The sequence below is a fragment of the Pantoea leporis genome, assembly GCF_028048155.1.
GTDB classification, from domain to species: Bacteria; Pseudomonadota; Gammaproteobacteria; order Enterobacterales; family Enterobacteriaceae; genus Pantoea; species Pantoea leporis.
This window is the reverse complement of record NZ_JALMEU010000001.1, coordinates 809,974-829,192: the sequence shown is the minus strand read 5'-3', so window position 1 is coordinate 829,192 and position 19,219 is coordinate 809,974. Positions and strand designations below refer to the sequence as shown.

Below are 19,219 nucleotides of genomic sequence, written 5' to 3'. Positions count from 1 at the left end.
CAACAGGGTTCTTTAACGCTTTATAGCGATATCAGAATATTCCCATCCGCGTCGACGCGACCACTGACAACCTGACCATTTCCCATCCTCACGCGCACCATTTGTGCCGCGCTGGCGTTGTTCAGCGCACGTCCTTCGCTGCTGGCATTAAACCCGTTTCCACTGGCGACTACCATCACATTTTGACCGGCTTTCACGCGCCACGGCTGACGTACCATGGTGGCGGTGACCGGCTGTCCTGGCGGGATATCGCGTAGTGCGATCGCATCGATGACGCCGCTGCTGTCCATCAATGCGCGTGCTGGCAGTTCATCGAGACGTCCGGTTGCCAGACGCACGTCCGTCGGGCTGAGATTGCTGCCGCGCGCCACCTGACGGCTCGCCACTAGATATTGCCCGGTGACCTGCACCTGAACCTGCAGGAAACGACGATTTTGGTCGCAGTTGGCGGCGATGCTGATGTTGCCCCACTGACGGCTATTGCCCGGTAGCTGCAGTTCAGGGGTTTCGCAGTTTGGCCACTGCGCCTGTGGCGTACGCACCACCACCGTCATGCCCGCGGCATGTTGTGGGTCGCGCGCTTTAAAAAATTGGGTCAACTGCGCGGTAAGGTCCGCAGCAGAGCTGGGTAGCGCCAGTGCCAGCAAAAGTGTGGCTAGCAAGGTGGAATATCTGCGCATAACGCCTCCTGACGAGAAGATGGCACTGAGTCTACGCCTCGCGCAAAAAAATCAATGTCAAAAATAGCCGTCATTTTTGCTGCTATTCAGACGATCACCCTTGCATTTGTCCACTTAAGCTGTCAGCTCGAAATTCTCATTCGCGGAGGAAGCATGCTCGACAAACTCGATGCCGCGCTGCGATTTGGTACTGAAGCGTTAAACCTACGTGCTCAGCGTCAGGAAATCCTGGCGTCAAACATTGCCAACGCCGATACCCCGGGCTACCAGGCGCGGGATATCGACTTTGCCAGCCAGCTGAGCAAGGTAATGCAAAACGGTCGCGCCGAAGGCAGCAGTCTGGCGCTGAATGTGACGTCCTCACGCCACATTGAAGCGCAAACCAACTCTCAGCCGTCACTGGATCTGCTGTACCGCATTCCCGATCAACCCGCCGCGGATGGCAACACCGTGGATATGGATCGCGAACGTACGCAGTTTGCTGATAACAGCCTGAAATACCAAACCGATCTCACCCTCATCAGTAGCCAGATCAAAGGCATGATGAGCGTTCTGCAGGGGCAATAAGCATGGCATTGCTGAATATCTTTGATATCGCCGGTTCTGCGATGACAGCGCAATCACAGCGCCTCAACGTCAGCGCCAGTAACCTGGCCAACGCCGACAGCGTGACCGGCCCAGATGGCCAGCCTTACGTGGCGAAGCAGGTGATTTTCCAGACCGACGCCGCACAAGGTGCAGCCACCGGCGGCGTGAAGGTCGCTGGCGTGGTGAACGATCCTACCCCGGCAAAACTGGTGTACGACCCGGGCAATCCGCTGGCGGATCAGAAGGGCTACGTCAAGATGCCAAACGTTGATGTGGTGTCCGAAACCGTTAACACCATGTCCGCGTCGCGCAGCTACCAGGCCAACGTTGAAGTGCTGAACACGGTGAAGTCAATGATGATGAAAACTCTCACTATCGGTCAGTAACGGAGAACGAATATGAGCGTAGCAGTAGGAATTAAAGACAGTCTGGACCCAACGGTACTGACCTCCAGTAGCGCTTCGAGCGGTAACTCTTCCGCCGACCTGCAGAATCAGTTCCTGAACATGCTGGTGGCGCAGCTGAAAAACCAGGATCCCACTAATCCTATGGATAACAGCCAGCTCACCACGCAGTTGGCACAGATCAACACCCTGAGCGGTATTGAAAAGCTGAATACCACGCTGGGATCTATCTCCGGCCAGATCACTACCAGCCAGTCGCTGCAGAGTTCAACGCTGATTGGTCACGGTGTGATGGTCAATGGTTCGCAGGTATTGGTGGGCAGCGGTACGACTACGCCGTTTGGCATTGAGCTGGCGACAGCGTCCACGGCCACCAGTGTCACGATTAAAGACAGTAACGGCGCCACGGTCCGCACCATTGACCTCGGCAAACTGAGCTCTGGCGTCCACACCTTCTCGTGGGACGGCAAGCTGGATGACGGTTCTACCGCCGCGGATGGCAAATATTCTGTTTCGCTGGCCGCCAGCAATGGCAGCACGCAACTGGTGGCGCAGCCGCTGAACTATGCCTACGTCAATGGCGTCAGCACCACTGATGGCACCACAAAACTGGATCTCGGCACCATGGGCTCCGCAACCCTCGATGAAATTCGTCAGATTCTCTGATTAACCTTTTAGCAGGAGAGATTACATGTCTTTTTCACAAGCGGTGAGCGGCCTCAATGCTGCCTCCAGCAATCTGGATGTGATTGGTAACAACATCGCCAACTCCGCCACAGCCGGTTTTAAATCCAGCACCATTGCTTTTGCCGATATGTTTGCCGGCTCTAACGTGGGTTTAGGTACCAAAGTTGCCGCCGTCATTCAGGACTTTGGTGATGGAAGTACAACGTCAACCAGTCGTGGACTGGATGTGGCACTGAGCGGCAACGGTTTCTTCCGCATGACCGACGCCAGCGGCGGCGTGTTCTATTCCCGTAACGGCCAGTTCACGCTGGATGCCAACCGTAACCTGGTTAACACCCAGGGTCTGAATGTCACCGGCTATCCGGCCAGCGGCACACCGCCAACCATTCAGACCGGTGCCAACCCAGTGGCGCTGAGTATTCCAACCACGCAGATGGGGGCACGTGCAACAACAACAGCTACCCAGGTTGCCAACCTGAACTCCACCAGCACCACCCCGACCGTCACCCCGTTTGATAAGTCCAACGTTGATAGCTACAACGCGAAAACCACCATGACGGTGTACGACACGCAGGGTAACGATCACCAGTTAGACATGTACTACATCAAAACGGCGGATAACACCTGGACCGTGCATATGGTTGACTCCACCACCGGTAATGAAGTTGGTAATACTGCGGGCGGTGACAACCTGGGTTATCAGATGCAATTTGATGCTAACGGTAAACTGACGCAGGTGGGGAAAATCACTGCAGCGGGTGTTGCTGACACCAGCGCTTCCCTGGCAAACCTGGTTGTGGACGGCACCAACGGGGCGAATGGCATGAACATCAGCCTGAGCATGTTGGGTAGCCTGCAGCAAAACACCGGTGCGACCACTTTTGGTAACCCAACGCAAGACGGTTATCAGCCTGGCGATCTCACCAGCTACACCATCAATGATGACGGCACCATTACTGGCACCTACTCCAACCAGAAAACCCAACTTCTGGGACAAATTGTCTTGTCGAGTTTCTCTAACCCGGAAGGTCTGAAGTCTGAAGGTGACAACGTCTGGTCTGCCACCAGCTCATCAGGTCAGGCCGCCACTGGTCTGGCAGGCACCGGTACTTACGGCAACCTGACTTCAGGTGCGCTGGAAGCGTCCAACGTCGATATGAGCAAAGAGCTGGTGAACATGATCGTTGCGCAGCGTAACTATCAGGCCAACAGCCAGACCATCAAAACTCAGGACCAGATTCTTAACACCCTGGTTAACTTACGTTAATTCGCTAACGGGATTGCTTTATGGATCACGCAATATATACCGCCATGGGCGCGGCCAGTCAGACGTTGGATCAGCAGTCGGTAACGGCCAGCAACCTCGCCAACGCCTCAACGCCGGGCTTTCGTGCTCAGCTCAACGCGTTGCGCGCGGTGCCGGTCAGCGGCTGGTCGCTGCCGACGCGTACGCTGGTTGCCGCTTCCACGCCGGGCGCCGATATGTCACCGGGCTCGATGGACAACACCGGCCGCACGCTGGATGTGGGGGTCGCGCAGGACGGCTGGTTGGCGGTGCGTGCCGCTGACGGTACTGAAGCTTATACCCGCAACGGCAACATGCAGATCAGCGCGACCGGTATTTTGACTATTCAGGGCAATCCCGTAATGGGCGATGGGGGTCCGATCGCCATCCCGCAAGGCGCTGAATTGACCATCGCGGCAGACGGGACCATCACCTCGCGTAACGCCGGTGATGCACCCAATGCCACGGTGCAGATTGGTCGCCTGAAGCTGGTGCGCGCCACCGGTAAAGAGATGCAACGCGGTGATGACGGCATGTTCCGTCCTAATCAGCAAACCCAGGCGACGCGCGGCGCTGCGCTGGCAAATGATGCCACCATGACGGTGATGCCCGGCGTGCTGGAAGGCAGTAACGTCAAGCCGGTGGAAACCATGGTCGATATGATCGCCAACGCCCGACGTTTTGAGATGCAGATGAAAGTGATCTCCAACGTCGATGAAAACGAACAAAAAGCTAACAGCTTGCTCAACATGAGCAGCTAAGGCGTAAGGAAAACACCATGATTCGTTCTTTATGGATCGCCAAAACCGGTCTTGACGCTCAGCAAACCAACATGGACGTCATCTCCAACAACCTCGCGAACGTAAGCACCAACGGCTTTAAACGTTCGCGCGCGGTATTCGAAGATTTGATGTACCAAACCCTGCGTCAGCCGGGCACGCAGTCGTCAGAGCAAACCACGCTGCCGTCTGGTTTGCAGATCGGTACCGGTGTGCGTCCTGTCACCACCGAACGTCTGCATCAGCAGGGTAACCTGTCGCAGACCAGCAACTCGAAAGACGTGGCGATTAACGGCCAGGGTTATTTCGAAGTGCAGATGCCGGACGGCACCTCGGCGTATACCCGTGATGGTTCATTCCAGGTTGACCAGAACGGTCAGCTGGTGACTAACGCCGGTTATCCGGTACAGCCAGGCATCACTATTCCGGCCAACGCCACCAGCATCACGATCTCGCGCGATGGCGTGGTGAGCGTGACGCAGCAGGGCCAGACCAATCCGGCGCAGGTCGGTCAGCTGACGCTGAGCACCTTCATGAACGATGCGGGCCTGAACAGCCAGGGTGAAAACCTCTATCAGGAGACGCAGGCATCCGGTGCGGCGACGCAGAGTACGCCAGGCCAGAACGGCGCGGGTCTGCTGTATCAGGGTTATGTCGAAACCTCGAACGTCAACGTGGCGGAAGAGCTGGTCACCATGATTCAGACGCAGCGCGCCTACGAGATCAACAGTAAAGCGATCAGCACCTCCGATCAGATGCTGGCGAAGTTAACCCAGCTGTAATGCTGGTGTCGTTGGGCCAGCTCTGCTGGCCTGATTAAGCAACATGAAGAAGGTCAAAAAGTGGCGAAGCAAGTGATTCTCAAGCCTGGTCATTGGTTGGTAGCCACGCTGCTACTCACGCTTAACGGTTGTGCGCTGGTTCCGCGCACTCCACTGGTACAGGGATCGACTACGGCAGAGCCGACGCCATCCGCACCGCCGGTGGTGAACGGTTCCATTTTTCAGGGCGTCGCACCGCTGAACTACGGCTATCAGCCGCTGTTTGAGGATCGTCGTCCACGCAACATTGGCGATACATTGACGATCACCTTGCAGGAAAACGTCAGCGCCAGCAAAAGTTCTTCGGCCAATGCCAGCCGCGATGGCAGCAACAGCTTTGGTGTGACGGGTGTACCAACCGGCCTGAGCGGTCTGGTGGGTGCCGGTGGCGAAAAAGCCACGCTGGATGCCAATGGCAAAAATGACTTCGCCGGTAAAGGTGGCGCGACAGCCAACAACACCTTTACGGGCACCATCACCGTCACCGTCAATCAGGTGTTGTCGAACGGCAACCTGCGCGTGGTGGGTGAGAAACAGATCGAAATTAACCAGGGCACCGAATTTATCCGGTTCTCGGGCGTGGTTAACCCACGCACCATCAGCGCCAGCAACGCGGTGCTGTCAACGCAGGTGGCCGATGCACGTATTGAGTACGTCGGAAATGGTTATATCAATGAAGCGCAGACGATGGGCTGGTTCCAGCGTTTCTTCCTGAACGTCTCGCCGATGTAAGAGGTAGTAACAATGAATATGACGACTCTGCTCCGCCTGAGCCTTGGCATGCTGCTCGGTTTCAGCTTACTGGCGCATGCTGACCGCATCCGCGATTTGACCTCCGTGCAGGGCGTGCGCGACAACCAGCTGATCGGTTACGGTTTGGTGGTGGGCCTTGATGGTACCGGTGACCAGACCACGCAAACGCCGTTCACCACCCAAACCGTGAGCAACATGCTTTCCCAGCTCGGCATTACTGTGCCGGCTGGCACTAATATGCAGCTGAAAAACGTAGCGGCCGTGATGGTGACCGCCAAGCTGCCAACCTTTGCGCGTCAGGGGCAAACCGTTGATGTGGTGGTTTCCTCGCTGGGTAATGCCAAGAGTTTACGCGGCGGTACGCTGCTGATGACGCCGATGAAAGGCGTCGATAACCAGGTTTATGCGCTGGCGCAGGGTAACATTCTGGTCGGCGGTGCTGGCGCTTCAGCCGGTGGCAGCAGCGTGCAGGTTAACCAGCTGAACGGTGGCCGCATTACCGGCGGCGCCACGGTAGAGCGTGAACTGCAGAGCAACTTTGGTAGCCAGAACACCATTAACCTGCAGCTAAATAATGAAGACTTCAGCATGGCACAGCGCATTGCCGACGCCATCAACAGCCGTGGGATTGGTTCGGCGCAGCCGCTGGATGCCCGTACTGTGCAGATTCGCGTATCGCCGAATAACAGTTCTCAGGTGCGTCTGCTGGCCGAAATTCAGAACCTTGATGTTGCGGTGCCGCTCGAAGATGCCAAGGTGATTATTAACTCACGTACCGGTTCGGTGGTGATGAACCGCGAAGTGACGCTCAACACCTGTGCGGTGGCGCAGGGCAATCTGTCGGTTACCGTCAATCAGCAGCAGAACGTCAGTCAGCCGGATACGCCGTTGGCGGGTGGGCAGACTGTGACCACCAACAATACCCAGATCGATCTGCGTCAGAGTGGCGGCGCGCTGCAACGGGTTAACGCCAGCGCCAACCTCAATAACGTGGTGCGTGCGCTGAATGCGCTGGGTGCATCACCGATTGAGCTGATGTCGATTTTGCAATCGATGGAAAGCGCAGGCTGCTTGCGCGCCAAACTGGAAATTATCTGATGAACGATACGCAATCGCTGGTGAATGCGGCGTACGACAGCCGCTCGCTGAACGACCTGAAACGCGAAGCCGCCGCCGACCCGAAAGGGAAGGCGATGCAGGTGGCCAAACAGGTGGAAGGGATGTTCGTGCAGATGATGATGAAAAGCATGCGTGCAGCGCTGCCGCAGGATGGCCTGCTGAGCAACGATCAGACGCGGCTTTTCACCTCGATGTACGATCAGCAGATTGCGCAGGACATCGGCAAACGTGGTCTCGGCATGGCCGATATCATTGTTAAGCAGATGCAGCCCGCTCAGGAGCCGGACGAAACCGCCGGTACGGTGCCGATGAAGCTGGATAACAGCTTCATCTATAGCAACCTGCCGTCGAATCAGCTGGAGCAGATGGTGCGTAAAGCGGTGCCGCGTTTGCCGGTCTCGCCCAGCAGTTTGCCGAGCGACAGCAACGACTTTATCGCGCAGCTGGCGCAGCCGGCGCAGGTCGCCAGCCAGCAGAGCGGTATTCCGCATCACCTGATTCTGGCGCAGGCCGCGCTGGAATCTGGCTGGGGCCAGCGACAGATTCTGACGCGCGACGGCAAGCCGAGTTACAACGTGTTTGGCATCAAGGCGAGCGGCGACTGGAAGGGTGAAACCACCGATATCATGACCACCGAATATGAAGGCGGGGCAGCGAAGAAAGTGCGCGCCAGTTTCCGTGTGTATGGTTCCTATATGGAAGCGCTCAGCGATTACGTCAAACTGCTGTCCAATAATCCTCGTTATGCCGCCGTTGCCAACGCACCGAGTGCCGAGCAGGGCGCGCGTGCCTTGCAGGCCGCCGGTTACGCCACCGATCCAAAGTATGCGCAGAAACTGGTGGGAATGATCCAGCAATTCAAAAACATGGGCGAAAAAGTGGTGAAGGCGTATAGCAACGACATCACCGATTTGTTCTGATTTTTGCTCTCAAGTTTCACTTAAGCACGCCGATAACAATCACATGCCGCGGGCGTTCTCGTCCGCGCAATCGCACTGATGACTGCCAGCCCGGTTAACGGGAAATTAAGGAACCGAGATGTCCAGCATAATTAACTCAGCGATGAGTGGGCTGAGCGCCGCACAGGCTGCATTAAGCACCACCAGTAACAACATCAGTAATTACACGGTAGCGGGCTATTCGCGTCAGACGGCGATTTTGTCGCAGTCGAACAGCACCTTGCAGGGCAACAGCTATTACGGCAACGGTGTAACGCTCTCCGGCGTACAGCGTGAGTATGACGAGTTCATCACCGCCCAACTGCGTGGCTCCAGCGCCAACTACAGCGCGGTGAACACGCAATACAACCAAATTTCCAACATTGACGATCTGCTGTCGACGTCGACCACCAGCTTGTCGACCTCAATCCAAAGCTTCTTCACCAACGTGCAGAACGTGGTGAGTAACGCCAACGACCCGTCGGCGCGTCAGTCAATGCTGAGCTACGCCCAAGGCCTGGTGAACCAATTCCAGACCACCGCGCAATATCTCAACAATATGCAAAATAGCGTTAACACGGATATTGCCTCGAACGTCGATCAGATCAACACCTTCACCAGCCAGATTGCCGACCTGAACAGCCAGATCGCCAAGCTGACCACCGGCGGTGGCGCGGCGCCGAACAATTTGCTGGATCAGCGCGATCAGCTGGTGAATAGCCTGAACAATGTGGTGGGCGTGAACGTATCCCAGCAGGACGGCAGCTATATTGTCTCGATGGGCAGTGTGACGTTGGTGAATGGTAAAAACTCCACCAGCTTAGTGGCGATGCCGTCCAGCAGCGATTCAACACGTACCACTGTCGGTTATGTCGATAAGCAGGCGGGTAACGTTGAGATCCCTGAAAAGACGCTAACCACCGGTTCACTCGGCGGTTTGCTGGCGTTCCGCACCCAGGATCTGGATACCGCGCAAAATCAGCTCGGCCAGTTAGCGGCAGCGTTCACCACCAGCTTCAATACCGTGCACAGCGAAGGTTATGACAGCAACGGCGACCAGGGGGGCAACTTCTTTAATATCGGTTCGCCAACCGTAGTGGGTAACAGCAAAAATACCTCAGCGGCTACCGTTACGGCGGCATGGTCAGACACCAGCGCGATGAAAGCCTCTAACTACACCGTAAGTTATGATGGCAGCAATTGGTCGGTGACCCGCATGTCTGACAACGTGAAGTTTAGCGTTACGCCAGACGCGACCGACGGCACCCTCAACTTTGATGGCCTGAAACTGACGGTGAGCACCTCACCCGCGCCTAACGCGAAAGACAGTTTCCTGGTCAAACCGGTCCAGAACGTCATTGCGGGCATGTCGGTCGCGATCACCGATGAGTCGCAAATTGCTGCGGCATCCAGCGCAACCAGCGGTGAAAGCGATAACCGTAACGTGCAGAAATTGTTGGATCTGCAGGATAGCAAGCTGGTGAATGGTAATGCGACCATCGCCCAGGCTTACGCCAGCATTGTCAGCACCGTCGGTAATAAAACCAGTACATTAAAAACCGCCAGCACCACCCAGGAGAACGTGGTGACACAGCTCAGCGATCGCCAGCAGTCAGTATCCGGGGTCAACCTTGATGAAGAGTATTCGAATCTGACTAAGTATCAGCAGTTCTATATGGCGAACGCGCAAGTGCTGCAAACAGCGAGTACCATTTTTAATGCGCTGATGGGCATCCGCGGCTAAGCATAGAGGATAAATACCATGCGTCTTAGTACCAATATGATTTTCAACCAGCAGGTGCGCGGGATCACCGATTCGCAAGCTTCCTGGTTAAAAGTAGGTGAGCAACTCTCTAGCGGACTGCGCGTCAGCAATCCTTCAGATGATCCTATCGCCGCCTCACGTGCCGTCGTGCTTTCGCAATCGCAGGCGAAAAGTACCCAATATGCCACGGCACGCAGCTTTGCCGATCAGAGCTTGTCGATGGAAGAGAACGCACTCTCCAGCGTGACCAGCAGCATCCAGGATGCGCAAACCATGATTGTGTATGGTTCTACCGGTACGCTGAGCGACGATGACCGTGCTTCTATTGCCACCAAATTAGAAGGCATTCGCTCACAATTACTTAACCAGGCCAATAGCCGTGATGGTAATGGACGATACATTTTTGCGGGCTATCAGACTGATGTCGCACCTTTCAGCGATGCCGGTGCGCCGGCCGGTGTCACTTATGTGGGTGGCGCGGATGCCATTACGCAGAAAGTCGATGATGGTCGCACGATGGCGGTGAGTAGCACAGGATCGTCAGTATTTATGTCGATAACCAGCAACGCGAAAGCCGAGCCGGACGGCAGTGTCAGCGAGACCAATCTGTTTAACATGCTCGATAGTGCAATTGCAGCGTTAAAAACGCCGCAGGATGATGCTGATGATGCAACCAAGCAGGTTTTCCAGGATGCCATGGATAAAACCAACCGTGGCTTGAGCAACTCCTTGAACAACGTGCTGGCAGTGCGTTCAGCCGTGGGCTCACAGCTGGCTGAACTCGATACGCTGGACGCGCAGGGTGATGACCGTGACACCATTATGGCATCGCAAATGACGGATCTGGTGCAGGTTGATTACACCCAAGCCATTTCAAGCTACACCATGCAACAAACCGCCTTGCAAGCTTCGTATAAGACCTTCACCGATATGTCGAAGCTGTCACTGTTCCAGCTTAATTCGTAATTGACCTGAACCTTTGAGCGTACTTTAACCGGGTGCGCTTAGTTTCTCCCACCGCCTTTCGGGGCTGTGGGATTTTTTTTGCCTGTTATTCAGGTCGCCATAAATGCCGCCCGCAGGCAATAAAAAACCCCGGACTGGCCGGGGTTTGATGTTGACTGACTTACCAGAGCTTACGCGCTTTCCGGACGGGTTGCCGGTGCGGTTGCCTGATGCGTCGCGCTGTGACCACCGGCTGAGCCGCGGCCCTCAAAGCCAAAGGCTGGACGGACCCAGTCGCTGTTGCGAACCGGTTCTGGTTCCCACGCCGGTGCTGGTGCTTTAGTCATCGGTGCAGTCGCGTGATGCTTGAAGCGCGTCTCAACCATGGTCACTGCGGTATCACGTGCCGCAACCGGCGCATGAGGTTCAGTGACTGGCGTGACTTCGGCTTCAGCCGCGACTGGCGCAGCCAGCACGTCTTCAACCTGAGCTTCAACGGCTGGCGATACATCCACCGGCGCCTGTTCAGCAACTGCAGCCACTTCGCTTACTTCAGGCTTCGCTTCTTCAGCCACGGCAGCCGGTTCCGCTTCAGCCGCGGTTTCCTGTGCAACCTGTTCGTCAGCAGCAGAGATCACTGATGGCTCTTCGTTAACGGGCGCGGCAATCGGCGTGACGTCATCCGTATTCACCACGGGCACATCGGTGTGCGCCTGCGGTTCAACCTGATGTACGGCTTCTTCAGCGGCAACCTGCTCAACGGCCGGTTCAACAGCGTCAGCGGGTTGAGTCTCGGCATCCGGTGTTTGCTGGTAACCGTAATCCGACACTTCATGCATCGCATCTTGCGTGCTGTACTCTTCCTGCGCTTGCGCAACCGGGTAAGAGATCCACACTTTGCCTGACGCCATTTCTGGTGAAGCAGCAGCAGATTCCAGCGGCATTGCAGACTGCGTTGGGTAACGCTCGTCACGATAGCGACGACGACGCTGACCGCTTACGCGCAGGTGACGCGGTGAACGACGTGAACGGCGCGGCATATTGGCGCTATCACGGTTATCGCTATCATCTTGCTCGTCATTGCTGGCTTCAGGATGCTCTTTGTACTGAGCACGCGGCGCAGTTTCAACGGCAGCATCATGAACCACCGGCGCTTCGACAGTGATGTCAGGCGTTTCGCCAACACGCACGCGCTGTGACAGCTGACGCTGCTTACGACGCGGCATGACCTGAACGCGTTCTTCTTCGTGCTCAACGTTTTCGTCAACCGCAGGCGCCTGAACAACCGGTTCAGCGGCTTTCTGATCCTGCTGCTGAGCACGTTTTTCTTCCTGACGACGACGCTGGCGATCGGCACGCTGTTCGCGGCGCTGTTGCTGCTGCTCATCACGTTGCTCAAGCGCTTCATCGCTCAGCACTGGACGCGCTTCACGCGGCTCGTTCTGACGCTTGTTACGACGGTTGTCCTGATTATCACGCGGTTCGCGGGCTTCACGTGGCTCACGTGCTTCACGCGGCTCGCGCGGTTCACGACCTTCGCGCACCTGACCGTTCTCGCCATTACGCGGCGTACGTTCACGACGGTTGTTGCGACGGTTGTTATTGTTACGACGTTCGCCACGCTGCTGGGTGTTTTCAGATTCAGCAGCAACAACGGCTGGGGTTTCCTGCTTAGTTTCAGCAGGCGCCGCAGCAGGCGCATCACCGGCAAACAGTTTCTTCAAGCCACTCAGCAGGCGAGCTACGAAACCCGTGTTGGTTACTGCAGGCGCAGCAACTGCTGGTTTGGTTTTCACTTCTGCCGCTGGCTGAGTTTCTTTCACCACTTCAACCGGCGCAGGCGGCGCATCAGGCATCGCGAAGGCGGCCAGTGCTGGCTGCTCCGGACGACGACGCTCAGCGTGCTCTTCTTCAGAAGGCAGCGCCATTTCCGCTTCGTGCAGTTTCGGTAAGTGATAGCTCAGCGTTTGCGTCTCTTCGCCAGTACGAACACGCAGTACCGAGTAGTGTGGCGTTTCCATCTGATCGTTTGGCACGATGATGGCACGCACACCGCCCTGGCGTTTTTCGATGGCGCTAACGGCATCACGCTTTTCGTTCAGCAGGTAAGAGGCGACCTGAACCGGAACAATGGCATGCACTTCTTTAGTGTTGTCTTTCAGCGCTTCTTCTTCAATCAGACGCAGAATAGACAGCGACAGCGATTCGTTATCACGGATGGTGCCGGTTCCGCTGCAGCGTGGGCAGACGTGATGGCTGGATTCACCCAGTGACGGGCTCAGACGCTGACGCGACATCTCCAGCAAGCCGAAGCGTGAAATGTGGCTGATCTGAATACGCGCACGATCCTGACGTACCGCTTCACGCAGGCGGTTTTCCACCGCGCGCTGGTGGCGTACTGGCGTCATGTCGATGAAGTCAATAACGATCAGGCCGCCGAGATCGCGCAGACGCAATTGGCGAGCAATCTCATCGGCCGCTTCCAGGTTGGTGTTGTACGCGGTTTCTTCGATATCACCGCCGCGAGTAGCGCGTGCGGAGTTGATATCAATCGCCGTCAGGGCTTCGGTGCTATCGATAACAATCGATCCGCCTGATGGCAGACGCACTTCACGCTGAAAGGCGGATTCAATCTGCGATTCGATTTGGTAGTGGCTGAACAGCGGGATTTCACCGGTGTAGAGTTTGATTTTGCTGCTGAAGTCCGGACGACCCAGTGCAGCAATGTGCTGACGGGCCAGTTCCAGTACTTTTGGATTATCGATAAGGATTTCACCGATATCCTGACGCAGATAGTCGCGGAAGGCGCGCACGATAACGTTGCTTTCCTGATGGATCAGGAAAGGCGCTGGGCGGCTGTCTGCGGCTTTCTTAATGGCTTCCCAGTGCTTCATACGGAAGCTGAGATCCCACTGCAGTGATTCGGCAGATTTACCCACGCCCGCAGTACGGACGATCAATCCCATGCCGTCTGGAAGTTCCAGTGCGGAAAGTGCTTCTTTTAATTCGGTACGGTCGTCGCCCTCAATGCGGCGTGAAATACCACCGGCACGTGGGTTGTTCGGCATCAATACCAGATAGCTACCGGCCAGGGAAATAAAGGTGGTGAGTGCTGCACCTTTATTACCGCGTTCCTCTTTATCAATTTGAACGATAACTTCCTGACCTTCACGCAGCACATCTTTGATATTCGGACGACCATGTGCGTTGTAATTGGCGGGGAAGTATTCGCGGGAAATTTCTTTCAGAGGGAGGAAACCGTGACGTTCTGCACCATAATCGACAAATGCAGCTTCAAGGCTGGGTTCAACGCGGGTGATTTTACCTTTGTATATGTTGGCTTTTTTCTGTTCGTGTCCAGGACTTTCAATATCCAGATCGTACAGACGTTGTCCATCAACCAGGGCAACGCGCAACTCCTCCTGCTGAGTTGCGTTAATTAACATTCTTTTCATCGTGACTTACTCGTTATTCTCACATGAGTGATCTAGCTGCGGGCATCGTTACCCTGGACGAGAATCAACCGATGGCCCCGTGTCTTAATGCACTGACGTCAACCTCACGGTTGTCGGCGGCTAAAGGGGCGCAAATCTTGTCGGTGGCCTGTTTTTCATAAGGAAATCCAGCGCCTGAAGGTGGAAATGTTACAGAGTATTCAAAAATCCACACATCCTGGTCTATCGTCCAGGCCGCAACCCGCAGCCCGCTAAGTGCCTGATTTAACATTACGTCTTACGCCATTGCTGCGTGTCCGTTAAATCCGGCAAAATGACTTATTTCGCTCTTTTTCCTGCCTGAATCTTTCCAGGGCAGAAACCCCTGCATTATTCCATTGCTAACTCACATTAAGCAAGGCGACTTTTGCCAAGCTGAGAAGTTTATTCATCCATAACCTGTTCATTTGCAGGGCTAATCATCGCATCGTTGAAAATGTCGCCATTTTCACCGTTTCAATACGCGACAAAGAGAGAGTTAAGCACAGAAAAAGGGGTGGCGCTATCCAGGTACACTAATTAGAATCGCCGCCATGAAAACTGAGAATCCCGGCGTACAGTATGTCGCCATCACGGCTGAAAATGCCGGACAACGAATTGATAACTTTTTGCGCACCCAGCTCAAGGGCGTGCCGAAAAGCATGATTTACCGCATTTTGCGTAAAGGCGAAGTACGGGTAAATAAAAAGCGCGTGAAACCGGAATATAAGCTGGAGGATGGCGACGAGCTGCGTATTCCGCCGGTGCGGGTTGCCGAACGCGAAGAGAACACGGTTTCACCGAAACTGGATAAAGTTGCGGCGCTCACCAATGCCATTCTGTATGAAGATGATTACCTGATGGTGCTGAATAAACCGTCGGGCACTGCGGTGCACGGTGGCAGCGGATTAAGTTTTGGCGTGATTGAAGGGCTGCGTGCGCTGCGTCCGGAAGCGCGTTTCCTTGAGTTAGTCCATCGTCTGGATCGTGATACTTCTGGCATTCTGCTGGTGGCGAAGAAGCGTTCTGCTTTGCGCTCGCTGCATGAGCAACTGCGCGAAAAGGGCATGCAGAAGGATTACCTGGCGCTGGTGCGCGGTGACTGGCCGTCGCATCTGAAAGTGGTGCAGGCTCCGCTGCTAAAGAACATTTTGCAGAGCGGCGAACGCGTGGTGCGCGTGAGTGCGGAGGGCAAACCTTCCGAGACGCGCTTTAAAGTAGAAGAGCGTTTTGGTTTCGCGACCTTAGTGAAAGCCAGCCCGGTAACGGGCCGTACCCATCAGATTCGTGTGCATACGCTGCACGGTGGCCACCCGATCGCTTTTGACGATCGTTACGGTGACCGTGACTTTGATGCACAGCTGGGTTCGACGGGCTTGTCGCGTCTGTTCCTGCATGCGGCTGCGTTGACCTTTACCCATCCCAACACCGGAGAAGTGCTGCGCATAGAAGCGCCACTGGATGGCGCACTGAAACACTGTCTTGCACAGCTGCGTCAGAAGAAAGACTGATTGTAGGGGCATCAACACAATGCGTTGATGCCCACCGCTCTTAACATCTCATTTAGCGCGATCAGCGGTAAGCCAATCAAGGTATTAGGATCGCGACCTTCTAGCCTGTCAAATAAACAAATCCCCAATCCTTCGCTTTTGAAACTGCCGGCGCATTGTAGCGGTTGTTCCTTTTCGACGTAGCCGCGAATCTCTTCGGCACTCAACTCGCGGAAATGCACGGTAAAGGGTTCGCAAATAACCGATTGTGTGTCGCTCTGCGGTTGCAGAAGCGCCAGGCCGGTATAAAAGGTGATGGCGTTACCGCTGGCGGCCGCGAGTTGCTGGCAGGCCTGCTCCACGGTATGCGGTTTACCGGTTATCTCGCCATTCAATACACAAACCTGATCGGAACCGATAATCCAGCGGTCCGGGTAACGTGCAGCCAGCGCCTGCGCTTTGGCTAATGCCAGCCGCTGCACCAGCTCGGAGGCTGATTCATGCGGCAGCGGGGATTCGTCGCAATCGGGAGCGGCGGTAATAAAAGGCAGGCCCAGTTTGCTTAGCAGCGCCTGACGAAAAGGGGAGGTAGAAGCTAAAACCAAAGGTGTCGTCATTTTTTTTCAGAATAGATAGCGTAAAGATGACAGTCATTTTAAACTATGCGCCGCACTGGATGCGACTAACGGGTGAAAGATGCCGTAAACCGGCCTTTTTCTTTGACTCTATGACGTTACAAAGTTAATATGCGCGCCCTATGCAAAAGGTAAAATTACCCCTGACGCTCGATCCGGTCCGCGCCGCGCAAAAACGCCTTGATTATCATGGCGTTTATGCACCTGAATTGGTGGCGCGCTTGGCCGAAACGGTCGTGAGTGTGGACAGTGAAGTTGAATGCGATATGTCGTTTGCGGTTGATAACCAGCGCCTCGCCGTTCTGCAAGGAACAGCCGAAGTGCAGGTGACTCTGTCATGTCAACGCTGCAACCAGTCGTTTCCACGTCATGTTCACGTAAGCTATTGCTTCAGTCCTGTCTCTTCTGATGAACAGGCCGAAGCACTACCGGAAGCCTACGAGCCAGTTGATGTCAATGATTTTGGTGAGATCGACTTGCTGGCAGTGATCGAAGATGAGCTCATCCTCGCGCTGCCCGTGGTTCCGGTGCATGATTCTGAACACTGTGAAGTGTCCGACGCGGACATGGTATTTGGTCAATTGCCTCCAGAGGCAGAAAAACCAAATCCCTTTGCCGTATTAGCCAGTTTAAAGCGTAAGTAATAGGAGTAAGGTCCATGGCCGTACAACAGAATAAACCAACCCGTTCTAAGCGTGGTATGCGTCGTTCACACGATGCGCTGACCACTGCTGCTCTGTCAGTAGATAAAGTTTCTGGCGAAACTCATCTGCGTCACCATATCACTGCGGATGGTTACTACCGCGGTCGCAAGGTTATCACCAAGTAATCCTCGCGATTACACAAGGCGATACCTTGACACGTTTGACCCTGGCAGTTGATGCCATGGGCGGGGACTTCGGTCCTTGCGTGACAGTGCCTGCAGCCTTGCAGGCACTGGCCTCTCATTCGGAGCTGGTTCTTCTTCTGGTCGGCGATCCCGACATCATCTCGTCATTTCTTGCCAAAGCGGATTCCTCGTTACAGAGGCGTGTGCAGGTCATTCCTGCCGAATCGGTTATTGCAAGTGATGCCAAACCTTCTCAGGCGATTCGTAACAGCCGCGGCAGTTCCATGCGTGTGGCGTTAGAGTTGGTCAAAGAGGGGAAAGCACAAGCCTGTGTCAGTGCGGGAAATACCGGCGCACTGATGGGCCTGGCGAAAATGCTATTAAAACCGCTGGATGGCATTGAGCGTCCGGCGTTGATGACGGTGTTGCCGCATCAGCAGCATGGCAAAACGGTGGTGCTGGATCTCGGCGCTAACGTTGAATCCGACAGCGCCATGCTGGTGCAGTTTGCGATCATGGGCGCAGTGATGGCCGAAGAAGTATTGGAGATCGCCCAGCCGCGTGTTGCGCTGCTGAATATTGGTCAGGAAGAGACCAAAGGATTGGAAACAATCCGCGCCGCATCTGCGGTGCTGCGGGCGTCACCGCAAATCAACTATATTGGATATCTTGAGGGGAACGATCTCCTCACCGGCAAGACGGATGTGCTGGTTTGTGATGGCTTCGTTGGTAACGTCACGTTGAAGACCATGGAAGGCGTGGTAAGAATGTTCCTCTCTCTGATTAAATCGTCAGAGGAAGGAAAAAAACGGGCCTGGTGGCTAACATTGCTGGGACGCTGGATTCAAAAGCGTCTGGCGAAGCGTTTCGGCCATCTCAACCCCGACCAGTACAATGGCGCTTGTCTGGTAGGATTGCGCGGGACAGTGATCAAAAGCCACGGTGCGGCGAATCAACGTGCATTTGCCGTGGCGATAGAGCAGGCAGAGCAGACGGTGCGAAAGCAAGTCCCTGAAAGGATTGCGGCGCGCCTTGACACTGTATTAGCCAGGAGTGACAAAGCGTAGATGTTTACCAAAATTATCGGTACGGGCAGCTATTTGCCTGAGCAGATTCGCGCCAATGCGGATCTGGAAAAAATGGTCGAGACGACGGACGAGTGGATTGTCACCCGTACCGGCATCCGTGAGCGTCGTATTGCCGCTCCGGAAGAAACCGTTGCTACTATGGGCTTCACCGCAGCACAGCGCGCGTTGGAAATGGCGGGTGTGAATGCGAGCGAAATTGGCCTGATCATTGTGGCGACCACCTCTTCCAGCCATGCCTTCCCAAGTTCAGCATGCATGATCCAGCAAATGCTGGAGATTAACGATTGCGCTGCCTTCGATTTGGCCGCTGCTTGTGCGGGCTTCACCTATGCACTGAGCGTTGCCGATCAATACATTAAAAATGGTGCGGTAAAACATGCGCTGGTGATCGGTGCAGACGTGCTGGCACGTACGCTCGATCCTAACGATCGCGGCACCATCATTCTGTTTGGTGATGGCGCGGGCGCGGTGGTGCTGAGTCAAAGCGAAGAGCCAGGCATCCTTTCTACCCATCTGCACGCCGACGGCCGTTACAGCAAACTGCTGACGCTGCCGTATCAGGATCGTGCCCATCAGGATGAGCCTGCTTATCTGACGATGGCGGGGAATGAAGTCTTCAAAGTGGCCGTGACTGAACTGGCGCACATTGTGGATGAAACTCTGCAAGCCAACAATCTTGATCGTGAAATGCTCGACTGGCTGGTGCCGCATCAGGCGAATCTGCGCATTATTAGCGCAACCGCCAAAAAGCTCGGTATGGGCATGGAGAAAGTTGTGGTCACGTTGGATCGTCACGGTAATACCTCGGCCGCGTCAGTGCCAAGTGCACTTGACGAAGCGGTGCGCGATGGCCGTATCAAGCCGGGACAACTGATTCTGCTGGAAGCCTTTGGTGGCGGTTTCACCTGGGGTTCTGCGCTGGTTCGCTTTTGATTGACAG

The 19,219-nt window shown here is 55.3% G+C and carries 20 protein-coding genes; 16 read left to right on the top strand and 4 right to left on the bottom strand.

Going from position 1 to position 19,219, the window contains the following annotated elements; genetic code table 11:
• Positions 1–20 precede the first annotated feature (20 nt).
• Complete coding sequence (gene flgA, locus MWH02_RS03905) at positions 21–680, bottom strand: flagellar basal body P-ring formation chaperone FlgA (RefSeq protein WP_101760850.1); 660 nt, start codon at positions 678–680, stop codon at positions 21–23.
• Positions 681–833: 153 nt separating this feature from the next.
• On the opposite strand from flgA, the gene flgB reads away from it, so the two are divergent.
• The 11 genes from flgB (at position 834) to flgL (ending at position 10,785) form a co-directional block, all read left to right on the top strand.
• Positions 834–1,247 (top strand): flagellar basal body rod protein FlgB, encoded by a 414-nt coding sequence (gene flgB / locus MWH02_RS03900; RefSeq protein WP_008103091.1) that lies wholly within the window; start codon positions 834–836, stop codon positions 1,245–1,247.
• Positions 1,248–1,249: 2 nt separating this feature from the next.
• Entirely contained in the window at positions 1,250–1,654 is a 405-nt protein-coding gene (flgC, locus tag MWH02_RS03895) for a flagellar basal body rod protein FlgC (protein WP_064740862.1), read from the top strand.
• Positions 1,655–1,666: 12 nt separating this feature from the next.
• Positions 1,667–2,338: a flagellar hook assembly protein FlgD gene (flgD, locus tag MWH02_RS03890; protein WP_110865917.1), complete on the top strand. Its 672-nt coding sequence runs from the start codon at positions 1,667–1,669 to the stop codon at positions 2,336–2,338.
• Positions 2,339–2,363: 25 nt separating this feature from the next.
• Positions 2,364–3,626 (top strand): flagellar hook protein FlgE, encoded by a 1,263-nt coding sequence (flgE, locus tag MWH02_RS03885; RefSeq protein ID WP_137385553.1) that lies wholly within the window; start codon positions 2,364–2,366, stop codon positions 3,624–3,626.
• 20 nt (positions 3,627–3,646) lie between these two features.
• Positions 3,647–4,405: a flagellar basal body rod protein FlgF gene (locus MWH02_RS03880; RefSeq protein ID WP_101760847.1), complete on the top strand. Its 759-nt coding sequence runs from the start codon at positions 3,647–3,649 to the stop codon at positions 4,403–4,405.
• A 17-nt stretch (positions 4,406–4,422) separates the two neighbouring features.
• Positions 4,423–5,205, top strand: coding sequence for a flagellar basal-body rod protein FlgG (flgG, locus tag MWH02_RS03875; protein ID WP_007885801.1), 783 nt, complete (start codon positions 4,423–4,425; stop codon positions 5,203–5,205).
• A gap of 60 nt (positions 5,206–5,265) precedes the next feature.
• A complete protein-coding gene (locus MWH02_RS03870; RefSeq protein WP_097094260.1) occupies positions 5,266–5,976 on the top strand; it encodes a flagellar basal body L-ring protein FlgH in 711 nt (236 codons plus the stop codon).
• 12 nt (positions 5,977–5,988) lie between these two features.
• On the top strand, positions 5,989–7,095 hold the full coding sequence (locus tag MWH02_RS03865) for a flagellar basal body P-ring protein FlgI (RefSeq protein ID WP_101760846.1): 1,107 nt from the start codon (positions 5,989–5,991) through the stop codon (positions 7,093–7,095).
• On the top strand, positions 7,095–8,036 hold the full coding sequence (gene flgJ / locus MWH02_RS03860) for a flagellar assembly peptidoglycan hydrolase FlgJ (protein ID WP_192413667.1): 942 nt from the start codon (positions 7,095–7,097) through the stop codon (positions 8,034–8,036). Before MWH02_RS03865 ends, flgJ begins: the two co-directional genes overlap by 1 nt.
• A 118-nt stretch (positions 8,037–8,154) precedes the next feature.
• Positions 8,155–9,798, top strand: a complete 1,644-nt coding sequence (gene flgK / locus MWH02_RS03855; RefSeq protein WP_271459932.1) for a flagellar hook-associated protein FlgK — start codon at positions 8,155–8,157, stop codon at positions 9,796–9,798.
• Between the two features lie 18 nt (positions 9,799–9,816).
• A complete protein-coding gene (gene flgL, locus MWH02_RS03850; RefSeq protein ID WP_271459931.1) occupies positions 9,817–10,785 on the top strand; it encodes a flagellar hook-associated protein FlgL in 969 nt (322 codons plus the stop codon).
• Positions 10,786–10,955: 170 nt separating this feature from the next.
• On the opposite strand, the gene rne is transcribed toward flgL, so the two are convergent.
• Both rne and MWH02_RS03840 read right to left on the bottom strand, forming a co-directional pair.
• The gene (gene rne / locus MWH02_RS03845) at positions 10,956–14,219 is read right to left on the bottom strand and encodes a ribonuclease E (RefSeq protein ID WP_271459930.1); all 3,264 of its coding nucleotides are present in this window, start codon (positions 14,217–14,219) and stop codon (positions 10,956–10,958) included.
• Positions 14,220–14,283: 64 nt separating this feature from the next.
• On the bottom strand, positions 14,284–14,490 hold the full coding sequence (locus tag MWH02_RS03840) for a hypothetical protein (RefSeq protein ID WP_271459929.1): 207 nt from the start codon (positions 14,488–14,490) through the stop codon (positions 14,284–14,286).
• A 301-nt stretch (positions 14,491–14,791) separates the two neighbouring features.
• On the opposite strand from MWH02_RS03840, the gene rluC reads away from it, so the two are divergent.
• Entirely contained in the window at positions 14,792–15,748 is a 957-nt protein-coding gene (gene rluC, locus MWH02_RS03835; RefSeq protein ID WP_271459928.1) for a 23S rRNA pseudouridine(955/2504/2580) synthase RluC, read from the top strand.
• An 11-nt stretch (positions 15,749–15,759) separates the two neighbouring features.
• On the opposite strand, the gene MWH02_RS03830 is transcribed toward rluC, so the two are convergent.
• Positions 15,760–16,344 (bottom strand): Maf family protein, encoded by a 585-nt coding sequence (locus MWH02_RS03830; protein ID WP_271459927.1) that lies wholly within the window; start codon positions 16,342–16,344, stop codon positions 15,760–15,762.
• Between the two features lie 140 nt (positions 16,345–16,484).
• Between MWH02_RS03830 and yceD the strand changes: the two genes are divergently transcribed.
• From yceD to MWH02_RS03810, 4 genes are read left to right on the top strand one after another with little or no spacing between them, the layout of a single operon-like run.
• Entirely contained in the window at positions 16,485–17,006 is a 522-nt protein-coding gene (gene yceD / locus MWH02_RS03825) for a 23S rRNA accumulation protein YceD (RefSeq protein ID WP_007885785.1), read from the top strand.
• Positions 17,007–17,020: 14 nt separating this feature from the next.
• Positions 17,021–17,191, top strand: coding sequence for a 50S ribosomal protein L32 (gene rpmF, locus MWH02_RS03820; RefSeq protein ID WP_007885783.1), 171 nt, complete (start codon positions 17,021–17,023; stop codon positions 17,189–17,191).
• Positions 17,192–17,217: 26 nt separating this feature from the next.
• Positions 17,218–18,258 (top strand): phosphate acyltransferase PlsX, encoded by a 1,041-nt coding sequence (gene plsX, locus MWH02_RS03815; protein ID WP_271459926.1) that lies wholly within the window; start codon positions 17,218–17,220, stop codon positions 18,256–18,258.
• Positions 18,259–19,212, top strand: a complete 954-nt coding sequence (locus MWH02_RS03810) for a beta-ketoacyl-ACP synthase III (protein WP_271459925.1) — start codon at positions 18,259–18,261, stop codon at positions 19,210–19,212.
• Positions 19,213–19,219 lie beyond the last annotated feature (7 nt).